The sequence below is a fragment of the Streptomyces graminilatus genome (assembly GCF_001418565.1).
Classification (GTDB): Bacteria; Actinomycetota; Actinomycetes; order Streptomycetales; family Streptomycetaceae; genus Streptomyces; species Streptomyces graminilatus.
In genome coordinates, this window is record NZ_LIQQ01000070.1 from 1 (window position 1) to 15,927 (window position 15,927).

At 70.7% G+C, this 15,927-nt stretch carries 13 protein-coding genes and 1 pseudogene; 6 read left to right on the plus strand and 8 right to left on the minus strand.

Translation table 11 applies throughout. The features are described 5' to 3' along the window. Positions 1–505 (plus strand): MBL fold metallo-hydrolase (locus tag AOK08_RS07445; RefSeq protein WP_157876599.1); only part of this gene is annotated, 505 nt, incomplete at its 5' end. A gap of 55 nt (positions 506–560) precedes the next feature. On the opposite strand, the gene AOK08_RS07450 is transcribed toward AOK08_RS07445, so the two are convergent. Together AOK08_RS07450 and AOK08_RS07455 are read right to left on the minus strand one after the other, a co-directional pair. Beyond that, entirely contained in the window at positions 561–1,640 is a 1,080-nt protein-coding gene (locus AOK08_RS07450) for an outer membrane protein assembly factor BamB family protein (RefSeq protein ID WP_055524658.1), read from the minus strand. A 185-nt stretch (positions 1,641–1,825) separates the two neighbouring features. Then, positions 1,826–2,500: a Crp/Fnr family transcriptional regulator gene (locus AOK08_RS07455; protein ID WP_006382668.1), complete on the minus strand. Its 675-nt coding sequence runs from the start codon at positions 2,498–2,500 to the stop codon at positions 1,826–1,828. A 419-nt stretch (positions 2,501–2,919) separates the two neighbouring features. On the opposite strand from AOK08_RS07455, the gene nth reads away from it, so the two are divergent. From nth to AOK08_RS07470, 3 genes are all read left to right on the plus strand, one after another. After that, positions 2,920–4,107, plus strand: coding sequence for an endonuclease III (gene nth, locus AOK08_RS07460; RefSeq protein ID WP_055524666.1), 1,188 nt, complete (start codon positions 2,920–2,922; stop codon positions 4,105–4,107). Positions 4,108–4,207: 100 nt separating this feature from the next. After that, complete coding sequence (locus tag AOK08_RS07465; protein ID WP_055524667.1) at positions 4,208–4,942, plus strand: NUDIX hydrolase; 735 nt, start codon at positions 4,208–4,210, stop codon at positions 4,940–4,942. A gap of 97 nt (positions 4,943–5,039) precedes the next feature. Then, positions 5,040–6,239 carry a MarP family serine protease gene (locus AOK08_RS07470; RefSeq protein ID WP_055524659.1) on the plus strand — a complete coding sequence of 400 codons (1,200 nt, stop codon included), beginning with the start codon at positions 5,040–5,042 and terminating at the stop codon, positions 6,237–6,239. A gap of 87 nt (positions 6,240–6,326) precedes the next feature. Here AOK08_RS07470 and AOK08_RS47085 read toward each other — a convergent pair whose 3' ends face one another. From AOK08_RS47085 to AOK08_RS07495, 6 genes are all read right to left on the minus strand, one after another. Next, complete coding sequence (locus tag AOK08_RS47085; protein ID WP_079053894.1) at positions 6,327–6,506, minus strand: hypothetical protein; 180 nt, start codon at positions 6,504–6,506, stop codon at positions 6,327–6,329. Positions 6,507–6,635: 129 nt separating this feature from the next. Beyond that, positions 6,636–7,601, minus strand: coding sequence for an alpha/beta fold hydrolase (locus AOK08_RS07475; RefSeq protein WP_055524660.1), 966 nt, complete (start codon positions 7,599–7,601; stop codon positions 6,636–6,638). Then, a complete protein-coding gene (locus AOK08_RS07480) occupies positions 7,598–8,074 on the minus strand; it encodes a phage holin family protein (RefSeq protein ID WP_055524661.1) in 477 nt (158 codons plus the stop codon). The genes AOK08_RS07475 and AOK08_RS07480 overlap by 4 nt, the downstream gene beginning before the upstream one ends. Before the next feature lie 123 nt (positions 8,075–8,197). Then, positions 8,198–9,649: a Na+/H+ antiporter NhaA gene (gene nhaA / locus AOK08_RS07485; protein WP_055524662.1), complete on the minus strand. Its 1,452-nt coding sequence runs from the start codon at positions 9,647–9,649 to the stop codon at positions 8,198–8,200. A gap of 184 nt (positions 9,650–9,833) precedes the next feature. Then, positions 9,834–11,789 (minus strand): acetate--CoA ligase, encoded by a 1,956-nt coding sequence (gene acs / locus AOK08_RS07490; protein ID WP_055524663.1) that lies wholly within the window; start codon positions 11,787–11,789, stop codon positions 9,834–9,836. Between the two features lie 215 nt (positions 11,790–12,004). Continuing rightward, positions 12,005–14,575, minus strand: coding sequence for a SulP family inorganic anion transporter (locus AOK08_RS07495; RefSeq protein ID WP_055524664.1), 2,571 nt, complete (start codon positions 14,573–14,575; stop codon positions 12,005–12,007). A 304-nt stretch (positions 14,576–14,879) separates the two neighbouring features. On the opposite strand from AOK08_RS07495, the gene AOK08_RS47090 reads away from it, so the two are divergent. Together AOK08_RS47090 and AOK08_RS47095 are read left to right on the plus strand one after the other, a co-directional pair. Continuing rightward, the coding region (locus AOK08_RS47090; protein WP_479683314.1) for a polysaccharide deacetylase family protein at positions 14,880–15,560 on the plus strand (681 nt) is incomplete at its 3' end. Between the two features lie 2 nt (positions 15,561–15,562). Next, positions 15,563–15,927, plus strand: a pseudogene (locus AOK08_RS47095) (polysaccharide deacetylase family protein); the annotation flags it as partial.

The window sequence follows — 15,927 nt, forward strand, 5'->3', positions numbered from 1 at the left end:
GCTGGACCCGGCGCTGCGGCTGGGGGACGAGGGCCTCGGGCACGGGGACGCCGTGACCGTCGGCGGGCTGGAGCTGCGGGTCGTATCGACGCCGGGGCACACCGCGGACTCGCTGTGCTTCCATCTCCCGGCCGATCGGGCCGTCCTGACGGGAGACACCGTCCTGGGGCGCGGAACGACCGTGGTGGCCCATCCTGACGGCCGCCTGGGGGACTATCTGGACTCCCTGAGGCGGCTGAGGTCCCTGACGGTGGACGACGGCGTGCACACCGTCCTGCCGGGCCACGGGCCCGTCCTGGACGACGCCCAGGGAGCGGTCGAGTTCTACCTCGCCCACCGCGCCCACCGGCTGGCCCAGGTCGAGACAGCGGTCGAGAACGGACTCACCGACCCCGCCGAGGTCGTCGCCCACGTGTACGCGGAGGTGGACCGCTCCCTGTGGCCGGCCGCCGAACTCTCCGTACGCGCCCAGTTGGAGTACCTGCGCGAACACGGCCTCATCTAGGCCCTGTCAGGGCCTGGGCGTCCTTCCGTCGTGCACGCGCGTGCACCCACTTCCGTCACTTCCAGCGGAACACCCGTACCCGGCGCGTCTCACTCACCGCGTGGCACGCGACGGCCAGATGGTCGTTCCAGGCGGCGTACCGTGCCCGGTAGCTGAAGCCGGGCAGTCTGCGTTCCGCGACGACCCGGCCGTCGGCGGGGTCGAGGACGGTCGCCCGGCTGCCGTAGCCGTTGCCCACCAGGAAGTACCCGCGGTGGGCCAGCGGATGGAGCGTACGGCCGTGATCGACGCGCCACTCCCAGAGCTGCTCGCCGGTCGGGACGGAGTAGGCGCGCAGAACCGTGTCGGCGCCCTTCTCGTCCTCGCCGGCGGGGTCGTCCGGTTCCAGGCCGACGGCGAGCGTGTCGCCGACGAGCGCGACGGCCGGCCCGAAGTCCTTGTATCCGTCGGGCAGCTCGACGTACCACTCCGCGCCCTCGCACACCACGTACAGCCGGGGGCGGGAGCGCTTGGCGTGGTTGCGGACGGACAGGACCGGTGGGTCGGCCGCCAGGACGGAGAACTCGTGGCCCCAGCGGTCCGGGAGCGGTCGCTCCCACTGGCGGGCGCCGGTACGGGTTTCGAGGCACCGGACGGTCGGCGGCGCGTCCGCCGTCCCGCCGAGGACGGTCGCCGTCCGCCCGCCGCCGATCGCCACCCCGCGCGCGTGGTCGGCGCCTATGTGCCCCAGCCCGTCCTTCGGCTGCTCACGCGACCAGGCCACCGCCCCGGTGCCGAGGTCGAGCGCGGTGAGGCGGACGTGCGGGGCGCGCTGGTCGCCGTCGTCGTGGTGCAGTACGACGCCCAGGCCGTCGGGGGTGTCCTCGGACACCCGTACGATCACGTCCCGGCCCGGCGGCTGCCAGGTCCAGCGGGGCTCACCGGTCGCCGGTGCGTACGCCGTCACGCGGTCGAAGCGGACCAGGGCCACCGCGTCGTCCGTCGCCCACAGGCCCAGCGGCTCGCCCAGGTCCCGCTGCTCGAACTCGGACTGCCACAGCGTCGGCGCCTCCGGGTCCCGGCGGAACAGTCGCAGCCGGCGCTTCGCGGGTTCCGGCGCCGCCCAGACCGACTCGGGAGCTCTGTCCTGGTGCATCCCACCCACCCCTTGATTCCGTTCGGCATTCCGTTGAGCACGTTCTCGTCACCGACTGGCCCCCGCCCTGGTGAACCCGTTGAACTCGTTGACCCGGTTGAACCGGTTGACCCGGTGAATCCGTTGAACGCGAGAGGGGCCCCGCCATGCGGCAGGGCCCCTCGTACGCGTACGGACGCTCCCGGCTAACGCGAACGCTTCGCGAGCCGCTCCACGTCCAGCAGGATCACGGCCCGCGCCTCCAAGCGCAGCCAGCCGCGGCCCGCGAAGTCGGCGAGCGCCTTGTTGACCGTCTCGCGGGAGGCGCCGACGAGCTGGGCCAGCTCCTCCTGGGTCAGGTCGTGCACCACGTGGATGCCCTCCTCCGACTGCACGCCGAAGCGGCGCGAGAGGTCGAGCAGGGCGCGGGCGACGCGGCCCGGCACGTCGGAGAAGACCAGGTCGGACATCTGGTCGTTGGTCTTGCGCAGGCGCCGGGCGACCGCGCGCAGGAGCGCGGCGGCGACCTCGGGGCGGGCGTTCAGCCAGGGCTGGAGGTCGCCGTGGCCCAGGCCGAGCAGCTTGACCTCGGTCAGTGCGGTGGCCGTGGCGGTACGCGGGCCCGGGTCGAACAGCGACAGCTCGCCGATCAGCTCGCCGGGGCCGAGGACGGCCAGCATGTTCTCGCGGCCGTCCGGGGACGTGCGGTGGAGCTTGACCTTGCCCTCGGTCACCACGTAGAGCCGGTCACCCGGGTCGCCCTCGTGGAACAGGGCGTCACCGCGCGCGAGGGTCACCTCACTCATGGATGCGCGGAGCTCCGCGGCCTGCTCGTCATCGAGCGCCGCGAAGAGCGGGGCGCGCCGCAGAACGTCGTCCACGAGTTCTCTCCTTGTCGACCTGCTCAGGGGATCTTGCTCCCCGCTAACGGGGACCGTGCTCCCCATCTTGCCGGACGGTCCAAACAGTGTGATCTGTCACAAGGATGCCGCACGGGTGCCCCGATCAGTGTGGCGGGGGGCCAATTGGGCGCCGATCTCCAGGGTCCGGGGCGGATGTCAGTGCCGGGCTCTAGGCTGGCCGGGTGTCCAAATTGCCGGTGGGAGCACAGGCCAAGGGGGCTGAGCGGGTGGCCGCGAGGCGTCATTCCGCTGTGGGCGAACAGGGTACGGGTGAGGTCCGGAATGTGGAGAAAGCGGCAGAGGTGATGTCGGTGGAGAAAGCCGCCAAGAAGGTGACCGGGACGCCCGAGAAGGACGGTACGGGCGTGACGGACACCCCGGAGGAGCGGCCCGGACTGCTGCCTGCCGGGCCGGCGAGGAAGGCCGCGCCGACGAGGAGATCTGCCTCGGCGGCGGCGAAGAGGCCGGCGGCGAGGGAGTCGGCCGCGACGAAGAAGGCCCCCTCCGCGAAGGCGGCCACACCCGAGCCGGTCTCCAAGGCTGCCGCCAAGTCGGCCTCCAAGGCCGCCGCTTCTCAAACCGCTGCCCCTAAGGCTGCCGTCTCCAACACCGCCGTCTCTGAGGCCGCTACCGCGAAGCCCGCGTCGAAGGCCGCCGCCTCCAAGACCACGTCCGAGGCCGCCGCCCCGAAATCGGTCTCCAAGGCCGCCTCCTCGAAGCCCGCCTCCAGGGCTGCCGTCTCCAAGACCGCTACCGCGAAGCCCGCCTCCAAGGCCGCCGCCTCCAAAACCCCCGCCCCGAAGCCGCCCCGCGCCGAGTCCCGCACCGCCCTCGTCCGGCGCGCCCGCCGGATCGACCGCGAACTCGCCGAGGTCTATCCGTACGCACACCCCGAGCTGGACTTCGAGAACTCCTTCCAACTCCTCGTCGCCACGGTCCTGTCCGCCCAGACCACCGACCTGAGGGTCAACCAGACGACACCCGCCCTCTTCGCCAAGTACCCCACCCCCGAGGACCTGGCCGCGGCCAACCCCGAGGACGTCGAGGAGATCCTGCGCCCGACCGGTTTCTTCCGGGCGAAGACCAGGTCCGTCATAGGGCTGTCCAAGGCCCTGTCGGAGGAGTTCGGCGGCGAGGTGCCCGGCCGCCTCGAAGACCTCGTCAAGCTCCCCGGCGTAGGCCGCAAGACTGCCTTCGTCGTGCTCGGCAACGCCTTCGGGCGCCCCGGCATCACCGTGGACACGCACTTCCAGCGGCTCGTGCACCGCTGGCAGTGGACGGCGGAGAAGGACCCGGACAAGATCGAGGCCGCCGTCGGCGCGCTCTTCCCCAAGAGCGACTGGACGATGCTCTCCCACCACGTGATCTTCCACGGCCGCCGTATCTGCCACGCCCGCAAGCCCGCCTGCGGCGCCTGCCCGCTCGCGCCGCTCTGCCCGGCGTACGGGGAGGGCGAGACGGATCCGGAGAAGGCGCGCAAGCTCCTGAAGTACGAGAAGGGCGGCTTCCCCGGTCAGCGGCTGAACCCGCCGCAGGCGTACCTCGACGCGGGCGGCATCCCGGCGCCACCACTGGCAGCCGGATGAGGCACACGGTGAGGCCCGGGGCGATGGCCCGGAGCTGTTGGGCATCCACGGAACCAACGGGGCGGCCGCAGGCGTTGAAAGCAGCAGAACGGGGGTGGCGGTGACGCGCGCGAGCGACACACAGGGCGGCGAGGTGACGCTCAGCAAGGACGGCCTGCCCGGCTGGCTCGACCCGGTGGTGCACGCCGTCGAGACGGTCGAGCCGCTCCAGCTGAGCCGCTTCCTGCCGCCCAAGGACGGCGCCGGCCGCCAGTCGGCCGTGCTGATCCTCTTCGGCGAGGGTGAGGCGAAGGCCGCAAACAGCGTCGAAGGTGATGGCGGTGGCGGCGAGCCCGAGCTGCTGCTCATGGAGCGGGCCAGTTCGCTGCGCTCCCACGCCGGTCAGCCCTCCTTCCCCGGTGGCGCCCTCGACCCCGAGGACGGCGATCCGCAGGGCGACGGTCCGCTGCGGGCCGCGCTGCGCGAGGCCGAGGAGGAGACCGGGCTCGATCCGGCGGGCGTCCAGCTCTTCGGCGTACTGCCCAAGCTCTACATCCCGGTCAGCGGCTTCGTCGTCACACCCGTGCTGGGCTGGTGGCGCGAGCCGACACCGGTCGGGGTCGTCGATCCGAACGAGACCGCCCGGGTCTTCACGGTCCCCGTGGCGGATCTCACGGATCCGGCGAACCGTGCCACCGCCGTACACCCGAGCGGTCACAAAGGTCCGGCATTTCTGGTCGAATCTGCCCTTGTGTGGGGTTTCACGGCAGGGATCATCGACCGCCTCGTGCACTACTCGGGCTGGGAGCGCCCGTGGGACAGAAACAAGCAGGTCCCGCTGGACTGGCGCGCGTGACAGGGTGGGCCTCGTGCTGTGATTTCCGGGGGACGACCCCCGGACCCCCGGCCCGGAAAGCGACCGGAATGACGAGGCGAGGCTCGAAGCAGTGGCAGTGAACGTGCTGGACATCTTGTTGCTGGTCGCCGCCGTGTGGTTCGCGGTCGTGGGCTACCGCCAGGGCTTCGTCGTCGGCATCCTGTCGGTGATCGGCTTCCTCGGCGGCGGTCTCGTCGCCGTCTATCTGCTGCCCGTCGTCTGGGACGGCGTGACCGACGAGGCCCAGGTGAGTACGACCGCCGCCGTCGTCGCGGTCGTCATCGTGATCGTCTGCGCCTCCGTCGGCCAGGCCCTGACCACCCACCTCGGCAACAAGCTGCGCAGATTCATCACCTGGTCGCCCGCCCGCGCCCTCGACGCGACCGGCGGGGCCCTCGTCAACGTCGTCGCGATGCTCCTGGTCGCCTGGCTGATCGGCGCCGCCCTCGCGCAGACCACGATGCCCACGGTGGGCAAGGAGGTCCGCGGCTCCAAGGTGCTGGCCGGGGTCCAGGAGGTGCTCCCCTCGGACGCCGACACCTGGTTCCGGGACTTCACCTCGGTCCTCGCGCAGAACGGCTTCCCGCAGGTCTTCAGCCCGTTCTCCGACGAGCCCATCAAGGAGGTGGACCCGCCCGACCCCGCGCTCGCCAACAGCGCGGTCGCCGTCAACGCCCAGCGGTCCATCGTCAAGGTCGTGGGCACCGCCCAGAGCTGCGGCAAGGTCCTGGAGGGCACCGGCTTCGTCTTCGGCCAGCGACGTGTGATGACCAACGCGCACGTGGTCGGCGGCGTCGACGAGCCCACCGTCCAGATAGGCGGCGAGGGCAGGAAGTACGACGCGAAGGTCGTCCTCTACGACTGGGAGCGCGACATCGCCGTACTCGACGTGCCCGATCTGCGCGCGCCCGTGCTGCGGTTCTCGACCGAGGACGCGAGCAGCGGGAAGAGTGCGATCGTCGCCGGCTTCCCGGAAAACGGGTCGTACGACGTACGTCCCGCGCGCGTGCGCGGTCGCATCACGGCCGACGGACCGGACATCTACCACCGCGGCACGGTCCGCCGCGATGTCTACTCCCTGTTCGCGACCGTCCGTCAGGGCAACTCCGGCGGCCCGCTGCTCACGCCCGACGGTCGGGTGTACGGGGTGGTCTTCGCGAAGTCCCTCGACGACCCCGACACCGGTTACGCGCTCACGGCGGACGAGATCCAGGACGACATCGCTCAGGGGCGCACCGCCAACCAGCAGGTGGACAGCGACAACTGCGCGCTCTGAGCGGGTGCCCTCTTGGGGCGGACCCCGACGGACGAGTCCCGTACGGCGAATCCCGTACGGGACTCGGTGGCTCGGTGGCCCGGCGGTTCAGGGGCGGGGGTGGCGCAGGCGCATCGAGACCCAGCGGGCCCTACGGCGCAGGATGCGCGGGATTCCCACCCTCAGATCGGTTCCCGCGAGGTGCGGGGAACCTCCCTGGTGGGAACTCGGGCCGTGGCCCGAGCGGCGATTGCGTGCTACTTCGTTGTAGTCGTGCGTCCAGCCCATACCCCGACGTCTGCCCCTGCCCCAAGGTCGATAACCGCCCCCCGGGCCCCCAATTGGCCTATGCGCCGGGCAATTGGCTGTTCGTCGTACGGCTGTTCCATCTCCCGTGTACCGGACGTGTCGGTCCCGTCACCTGTCCGGTTCGGGGTCCTTCAGCCAGTTGACCAGTTCCGTCGAGAAGGCGACCGGATCCTCCTCGTGCGGGAAGTGCCCCAGCCCGTCGAACAGGCGCCAGCGGTACGGCGCCTCCACGTACTGCCCGGAGCCGGCCGCGCTGCGTGTGCGCAGTACGGGATCGAGCGAGCCGTGCAGATGCAGCGTCGGCACCCGCACCGGCCGCTTCATGCGCCGGTTGAACTGGATGCCGTCCGGACGGGCCATCGAGCGGACCATCCAGCGGTACGGCTCGATCGCACAGTGCGCGGTGGACGGTACGCACATGGCCCTGCGGTACGTCTCCACCGCCTCGTCGTCGGGCAGCCGGGGCCCCGACCAGTCCCGGATCAGCCGCCCGACGAGCGCCCCGTCGTCCGCGACGAGCTGCCGCTCGGGGAGCCAGGGCCGCTGGAACCCCCAGATGTAGGACGCGGCGGCGGTCTGCCTGACGTCGGAGAGCATCGCCGACCGCCAGCGCCGGGGATGCGGCATCGAGGAGACCACGAGCCGCCGGACCAGCTTGGGGCGCATCACCGCGGCCGTCCACGCCAGGTATCCGCCCAGGTCATGGCCGACCAGCGCGGCATCGGGCTCGCCCAGGGACCGTACGACGCCCGTGATGTCGAGGGCCAGGTTCGCGGGGTCGTAACCCCGTGGCGTACGGTCGCTGCCTCCCACGCCCCGCAGGTCCATGGCGACGGCCCGGAAACCGGCGTCGGCGAGGGCGGCCAGTTGGTGCCGCCAGGTCCACCAGAACTGCGGGAACCCGTGCACGAGCATGACCAGCGGCCCGTCGCCCAGCTCGGCGATGTGGAACCGGGCGCCGTTCGCGGCGACGTCCCGGTGGATCACCTCGCGCCCGCCGGGCAGGTCGAGCCGTACGGCGGAGGCGTGCTGCGCCGATGAGGGGTGCGCCGGGGGTGTGGCGGGGTCCGTCATGAGGTCGAGCGTGCCACAACCTCGACCGAGTCACTCACCGGGGCGGGCCGGGGGTGTGGCTTGGCGTTCTGGAGGACGCCCGCCGTCTCCTTCATGGACGCGGCGACCTTCTGCGGGCCCTTGCCCTTCTTCGCCTTCTTCGCGAAGACGACGCCGACCAGCACGAGGAGGACGGCGAGGAGGACGTTCGCGGCGAACGACAGCAGGAAGCAGACCGCGAGATTCCAGTGGCTCCAGGTCCGAATGGCGTACGCGAGCGCGAAGTTGAGCATCGGCAGCGAGAACAGCAGTACGGTCGCGGCCACCGTGAACGCGCCCCCGCTCGTCACACCGCGCTTCACGTCCTGCTTGAGCTGGGCTTTCGCCAGCGCGATCTCGTCGTGCACCAGCGCGGACATCTCGGTCGTCGCCGAGGCGAACAACTGGCCGATGCTGCGTTCGGCGCCGACCGGGCTGCCGTCGGGTGCGCTCATCGAGATCTCCCTGGTGTCATGGTTGTCTTGGTCTTCTTGCTCGGACGTCTCAACGTACGTGCCTGGCCCGCACACCTGACCGGGTGTCCGACCAGCCTGCCCGACGTCTGCGTGTCTGTCAGATCATGCCGGACCGTCACCCTCGTCGCCCGCCCCGCCCGCCACTTCGGCAAGCCGGTCCCGCTCGGCGGCCTCCAGTTCGGCGGCCCTGAGCGCGGCGATACGCCGGTGTTCGGCCGCCTTCCCCTCGAGGATGCCGGCCATGCGCAGGTGGTACGCCGGATCGTCCTCCTCGTAGATGTCGGGGATGCCGTCGAGGTCGTCGTCGCGCTCCTCCGCCTCCCAGAGCCTGCGGTATCTGGCGTTCCGCATCTTCAGCAGTACGGTCGCGGCGAGCGCGGCGATGAAGGAGCCCGTCAGGACGGCGGCCTTGACCTCGTCGGTGAGCACGGGGTCGCCGACGAACGCGAGTTCGCCGATCAGCAGCGAGACGGTGAACCCGATCCCGGCGAGCGAGGCGACGGCGAAGACATCGGCCCAGGCCAGGTCGTCGCTGAGCGAGGCCCGGGTGAAACGTGCCGTCAGCCAGGTCCCGCCGAAGATCCCGAGCGTCTTCCCGACGACGAGACCGAGCACGACCCCGAGCGTCTCGGGCCGCGTGAACACCTCGCCCAGCACCCCGCCGGACACCGAGACCCCGGCGCTGAACAGGGCGAACAACGGCACGGCGAGCCCGGCCGACAGGGGCCGCACCAGATGCTCGACCCGCTCACCGGGCGAACGCTCCTCCCCGTCGCCGGTCCGGGTCGTGCACCGCAGCATCAGGCCCATCGAGACACCGGCGATGGTGGCGTGGATGCCGCTGTTGTACATCAGCCCCCAGATGACGAGCGCGAGCGGCACATACACGTACCACCCGCGTACGCCCTTGCGCAGCAGCAGCCAGAAGACGGCGAGGCCGACGAGCGCGCCGCCGAGCGCGGCGAAGTTCAGGTCGGCGGTGAAGAAGACCGCGATGATCAGGATGGCGAACAGGTCGTCGACCACGGCGAGCGTCAGCAGGAACGCGCGCAGGGCGCCCGGCAGGGACGTACCGATGACGGCGAGCACCGCGAGCGCGAAGGCGATGTCGGTGGCCGTGGGCACGGCCCACCCGGCGAGCGAACCACCGCCGGTGACATTGGTGAGGGTGTAGACGAGCGCCGGTACGGCCATTCCGCACAGGGCGGCGGCCACGGGCAGCGCGGCGGCCCTCGGGTCACGCAGATCCCCGGCGACGAGTTCGCGCTTGAGTTCGATACCGGCGACGAAGAAGAAGATCGCGAGGAGTCCGTCGGCGGCCCAGTGCTGGAGGGAGAGGTCGAGCCCGAGGGCGGCCGGCCCGACGTGGAAGTCGAGGACGGCCTCGTAGCTGCCCTTGATCGGGGTGTTCGCCCAGATCAGCGCGGTGATCGCGGCGACCAGCAGCAGCACCCCACCGACGGTCTCGGTCCGCAGCGCGTCCGCGACGTACGTCCGCTCGGGCAGCGAGAGCCGCCCGAGGAACTTGCGGTTGGCGTTGCGGGGAGCGGCCACGGGGATTCCTCCGGTCGATAGGCAGCATGAAACGCATGCCGACCAGACTTCCCGGCGCACCTTGAGTATCGATCCGCATCGATCCATGTCGTTTGGTACGGATCTTGTCGCGCTGTTGACGCGATCTTTAGCCTACCTAAGATGCGCGGGATGCGCCGCCCGGAGGAACCCTCGTCCTCTGTTCCTAGTCCTCGCTGCCCGCCGCGGGCAGTTTCGTCTGGATGAGGTCCATGACGGTGGAGTCGGTCAGTGTGGTCACGTCACCCAGTTCCCGGTTCTCGGCGACGTCGCGCAGCAGGCGGCGCATGATCTTTCCGGAGCGGGTCTTGGGAAGCTCCGCGACCGGCAGGATGCGCTTGGGCTTGGCGATCGGGCCGAGGACGTCACCGACGTGGTTGCGCAGTTCGGCTACGAGGGTGTCGGTCTCGGAGGCGGTGCCGCGCAGGATGACGAAGGCGACGATGGCCTGCCCGGTGGTCTCGTCGGCGGCACCCACGACGGCGGCCTCGGCGACCGACGGGTGGGACACCAGCGCCGACTCGACCTCCGTCGTCGAGATGTTGTGCCCGGAGACGAGCATGACGTCGTCCACGCGCCCGAGCAGCCAGATGTCGCCGTCGTCGTCCTTCTTGGCGCCGTCACCCGCGAAGTACTTGCCCTCGAACCGGGACCAGTAGGTGTCCAGGAACCGCTGGTCGTCGCCCCAGATGGTGCGCAGCATGGACGGCCACGGCTCGGTCAGCACCAGGTAGCCGCCGCCCCCGTCGGGCACCTCACGGGCCTCGTCGTCGACGACCGTCGCGGAGATACCGGGCAGCGCCCGCTGCGCGGACCCCGGCTTGGTCTCGGTCACACCGGGCAGCGGGGAGATCATCATGGCGCCGGTCTCGGTCTGCCACCAGGTGTCGACGATCGGCGTCACATCGGCACCGATGTGCTTGCGGTACCACATCCACGCCTCGGGGTTGATCGGCTCGCCCACCGACCCCAGCACCCGGAGGGAGGAGAGGTCGAACTTGGCGGGGATGTCGTCGCCCCACTTCATGAACGTACGGATCGCGGTCGGCGCCGTGTAGAGGATCGTCACCCCGTACTTCTGGACGATCTCCCAGAAGCGGCCCTGGTGCGGGGTGTCCGGCGTGCCCTCGTACATGACCTGGGTCGCGCCGTTGGCCAGCGGCCCGTACACGATGTACGAGTGCCCGGTGACCCAGCCGACGTCGGCCGTGCACCAGTAGACGTCGGTCTCCGGCTTGAGGTCGAAGACGGCGTGGTGGGTGTAGGCGGCCTGGGTGAGGTAGCCGCCGGAGGTGTGCAGGATGCCCTTGGGCTTACCCGTCGTACCGGAGGTGTAGAGGATGAACAGCGGCTGCTCGGCCTCGAACGCCTCGGGGGTGTGTTCGGTGCTCTGCCGCTCGACGACCTCGTGCCACCACACGTCCCGGCCCTCGTGCCACTCGACGTCCTGGCCGGTGCGGCGGACGACGAGCACGTGCTCCACGTTGTCGACGCGTTCGACGGCCGCGTCGACGGCGGGCTTGAGCGCGGACGGCTTGCCGCGCCGGTAGCCGCCGTCGCTGGTGATGACGATCTTGGCGTCGGCGTCCTGGATGCGGGTGGCGAGCGCGTCCGCGGAGAACCCGCCGAAGACGACGGAGTGCGCGGCGCCGATACGGGCGCACGCCAGCATCGCGATCGCCGTCTCCGGGATCATCGGCATGTAGACGGCGACCCGGTCGCCCTTCTCGACCCCCAGCTCCAGCAGGGCGTTTGCGGCCTTGGAGACCTCGTCCTTGAGCTCGGCGTAGGTGATCGCGCGGCTGTCGCCGGGCTCCCCCTCGAAGTGGATGGCGACCCGGTCACCGTGGCCCGCCTCGACATGGCGGTCGACGCAGTTGTACGCGACGTTGAGGCTGCCGTCCTTGAACCACTTGGCGAACGGCGGGTTCGACCAGTCCAGCGTCTCGGTCGGCTCGGTGGCCCAGGTCAGCCGGCGGGCCTGCGCGGCCCAGAAGCCGAGCCGGTCAGCCTTGGCCTGTTCGTACGCCTCCGCCGTGACGTTGGCGTTCGCGGCCAGCTCGGCGGGTGGCGCGAACCTGCGCTCCTCCTTGAGCAGGTTGGCCAGGCTTTCGTTGCTCACGACATCTCCCTTGCGATGCTTTGCCGGGGCGGCCGTTGTGTCTTCCGTTGTGTCCCAGGCCACAGCTCATCAGACCGGAGGGCCCGCTGACAAGGGCCGACCCGAAATTGGTTTAGACCTTTCGGTCTTCCCGGGTCGCTCTTGCCGGCGGGCCCCTCCGTGGGGGGACAATCAAGGTCACGTACGCGACGCTCGCCCGGTTCACTGCCTTTCCGTCAGGCGGACAACCCGGCCGCCCGCACATGATCGAACACCTGGTCGCCGTCCACCGCCCCGGTGAGCAGATACGCCTGTGCCTCGCCCACGTGGAAATACATCCCCTGCAGTTCGAGGACACCCTCCCGCAGCGCCCGCGCGACCGACTCGTGCGCCCGGAGATGCTCCAACTGCTGGACCACATTGGTCAGGCAGAGCTGCTCGACCGTGTCGGCGGGCGCCCGCCCGGCGAGCCGCGTCCAGGGCCGGTTCTTCGCGGTCATCCGCTCCAGGCTCGGCAGCCCGTGCCGCAGCCACCGTCTGAGCGGCGTCCGCGCCTCGCCGGGCTCCATGGCCAGCAGCGCCTGCATGGCCCCGCACCCGGAGTGCCCGCACACCGTGATGGAACGCACCTTCAGTACGTCCACCGCGTACTCGATCGCCGCCGCCACCGAGTCGTCCCCGCTCTCCTCGCCGGGGCGCGGCACCAGGTTGCCGACGTTCCGTACGACGAACAGGTCGCCGGGACCACTGGAGGTGATCATCGACGTGACGAGGCGCGAGTCGGCGCACGTCAGGAACAACTGCGAGGGCTGCTGCCCCTCACGCGCCAGCCTGGCCAGCTCACCGCGCACCAGCGGCGCGGTGTTCCGCTGGAACGCGCTGATACCGCGCGCCAGTTGCTGCCCGCTCGGCTCGACGGCACCGAACGGTCCCGTGGAGCCGACCGGACCGGCCTGACCGGACGCACCGGCCTGACTGGACGCACCGGCCTGACCGGACGCACCGGCCTGACCGGACGAGCCGGGGGACCCGGTGAATCCAGGAGACCCGTGCGACCCGGGTGACCAGGTGGGGCCGCGCTTCCCGACGAGCCCGTCCGCCCGCTCCCCGCGTCCGGGTCCGGACTCGGGGCCCTCGCACTGGTGGTTGCGCCAGGGTGTCCAAGGCCGGCAGCGGCAGTCGGAGGCGTCGGCGGGCTCGGCGATACGTGTCCCCGCCCGGCCGGTCACCTCCACGGTGCCGCCCTGCGCGGTGTGCGTGTTCTGCCAGTGCTGCAACGATTCGTACGCCGCGTGGTCCATGAACGACCCGTCCAACTCCACGACGGCGTCGGCCCCCTGGGGCACGAGGTGCAGGGTCCGGCTGAGCCGGGGCACGGCGAGGAACGTCAACTGGCCTCGGACGCGTACGTAATGGGTTCCTCCTGTCCTGTCGTCTGTTCTGTCGTCTCTCACTTCGTGGGTGATGCGGGTGCGGGCGAGGCGGTTCAGGGCGACGGCGACGGCGACCGCGACGCCCAGCACCACTCCTTCGAGGACGCCGAGAACGACGACGCCCAGGGTCGTCACCGCGTAGACCAGGACCTCGCGGTGGCGAGTCACCGTGCGAATGTGGTGCAGGGACACCATCTGGATGCCGACGGCCATCACCAGGGCGGCGAGTGAGGCGAGCGGGATCAGCTCCAGGATCGGAACCATCAGCAGCGCGGCGACTACTACGAAAACGCCGTGCAGCATCGTGGAGTTCCGGCTCACGGCACCGGCTTGAACATTCGCCGAACTCCGCACGGCCACCCCCGCGACCGGCAGCCCGCCGAGCACCCCGGACACGACGTTGGCGGCGCCCTGTCCGAGCAGTTCACGGTTCAGGTCGGAGCGGCCGACGCGGGCCGAGGCCCCCGACCGCCCCGTTCCGCCGGCCAGCAGCTCGGGCCGGGAGGCCACGAGTTTGTCCACGGCGACCGCGCCGAGCAGCGACTGCACGCTGCACACCAGCGTGGTGGTGAGCACGGCGGCGGCGATGCCGAGCACGGGCCCTTCGGGCAGGCCGGCCAGTGCGTGGCTGCGCCAGGACGGCAGGTCGACCATGGGCAGGGTCAGTCCGGCGAGCGCGGCGGTGAGCGTGGCGCCGCTGACGGCCACGAGCGCGGCCGGCACCTTGCGCAGCACGCCCCCCACCCGGCCGGGAATCCGCGGCCAGGCCAGCAGCAGGGTCAGGGTCAGCAGGCTCATCGACACGGCGGCGGGCTGGAGTCCGGCCAGCTGGGCGGGCAGCGCCCGGATGTTGTCGAGGACCGAGCTCTCCGGCGTACCCCCGAGGACGATGTGCAGTTGGGCGACGGCGATGGTCACGCCGATCCCGGCGAGCATGCCGTGGACGATGGCGGGGCTGACGGCGAGCGCAGTGCGGGCCACGCGCAGGCAGCCGAGAGCGAGTTGGACGAGCCCGGCGAGGACGGTGACGGCACAGGTCGTCCGCCATCCGTACCGCTGGATGAGGTCGGCGGTCACGACGGTGAGCCCGGCGGCGGGGCCGCTCACCTGGAGCGGGGAGCCGCCGAGCCGTCCGGCGACGAGTCCGCCCACGGCGGCGGCGACCAGGCCCGCCTGGAGCGGGGCGCCGGTGGCCAGGGCGATGCCCAGGGAGAGGGGCAGGGCGATCAGGAAGACCGCGATGGAGGCCGACACATCGGCGCCCGCGAGGCGGAAGCGGCGAGGTGGGGCCGGTGGCGGTGGGGGGCTGTGGGGCTGGTGCATGCGCTCCGTCCGAGTCGGGTCGGGGGCGCGAGTGGGTACGCAGGCAGACATGTTTCCCGTCTCCTCCGGGGCAGCGCGGTCGCGGAACAGGTGGTCCCCCCGTCGATGGCGGGGGGCGGGTCGCGGCCGTGGGTCACGGCGTGCAAGCGGCGGGATTCAACGCTCGGTAAATGGATCGTAATGCACAGTAAAGTGCGTGTATGTATTTTCCGGGCAAATGGGTCAGTAAATCACTCCGGGGGGTGAACTGAACTTTTCATCGGCTTGTCGTACTAATTCCTTCTCGGGCTCCGTGCGACCTTGACGGCGCCGCGCCCGAAAGCGCCGGCCCGAACGAAGGAAGAGGTGGGCGGAGATGGCCGTCACCAAGAGGATCACCGCGGGCGTCGTGGCCGTCGCGGCCTGCGCCGTGTCACTCGCCGGCTGCGGCGCGGGAACCACCGGCTCCTCCGGCGCGAAGGAAGGCGCGGCCGGTGCCAAGAAGGCGGCGCCGGCCCCGGCCCCCAGGAGCGCGGCCCGGCTGATCGGCGACGGCTCCACCGCCTACACCGGAGCCCAGCCCTACCAGCCCAGGCCCGAACGGCTCAAGCCGGGCCAGAAGCCGCCCCAGTTCGTCGTCTTCTCCTGGGACGGCGCGGGTGAGGACAGTCAGCGGCTGTTCTCCCGTTTCCGCAAGGTGGCCAAGGCCAACAAGGCGGCGATGACGTACTTCCTGAGCGGCGTGTACATGCTCCCGGAGGACAAGCGCGACCTCTATCGGCCGCCCCGGCACTCACCGGGCCGCTCCGACATCGGCTTCAACGACGAGCGGGGCATCGCCGACACCGTGAGGCAACTGCGGCTCGCCTGGCTGGAGGGCAGCGAGATCGGCACGCACTTCAACGGCCACTTCTGCGGCAGCGGGGGTGGGGTCGGCGAGTGGTCGGTGGAGGACTGGAAGGACGAGATCGCCCAGGCGAAACGTTTCGTTGAGTCCTGGAAGACCAACACGGGCATGAAGGAGGCGTCCCCGCTGCCCTTCGACTACGAGAAGGAANNGAAGGAACTCGTCGGCGCCCGCACACCCTGCCTGGAAGGGCAGAAGAACTTCATGAGCGCGGCCCGCGAGCTGGGCTTCCGCTACGACACGAGCGGCGTCAACGAACAACTGTGGCCCGCGAAGAAGCAGGGTCTGTGGGACCTGTCCATGCAGCTCGTCCCGATGCCCGGCCACAAGTACGAGACGCTGACCATGGACTACAACTTCTACATGAACCAGTCCGGGGCACGCGCGGGCGCCGAGGCCCGGCACGAGTACTGGGGCGACCAGTACCGCGACGGCCTCCTCAAGGGCTTCGAACGCGCCTACGACGGCAACCGCGCCCCCCTGCTCATCGGCAACCACTTCGAGTCCTGGAACGGCG

Bases quoted from the DNA above. Each gene is read 5' to 3' on its own strand.
- AOK08_RS07450 (WP_055524658.1), bottom strand. From the start codon at position 1,640: ATGCACCAGGACAGAGCTCCCGAGTCGGTCTGGGCGGCGCCGGAACCC.
- AOK08_RS47085 (WP_079053894.1), bottom strand. From the start codon at position 6,506: ATGGGCTGGACGCACGACTACAACGAAGTAGCACGCAATCGCCGCTCG.
- AOK08_RS07475 (WP_055524660.1), bottom strand. From the start codon at position 7,601: ATGACGGACCCCGCCACACCCCCGGCGCACCCCTCATCGGCGCAGCAC.
- AOK08_RS07480 (WP_055524661.1), bottom strand. From the start codon at position 8,074: ATGAGCGCACCCGACGGCAGCCCGGTCGGCGCCGAACGCAGCATCGGC.
- AOK08_RS07495 (WP_055524664.1), bottom strand. From the start codon at position 14,575: ATGTCTGCCTGCGTACCCACTCGCGCCCCCGACCCGACTCGGACGGAG.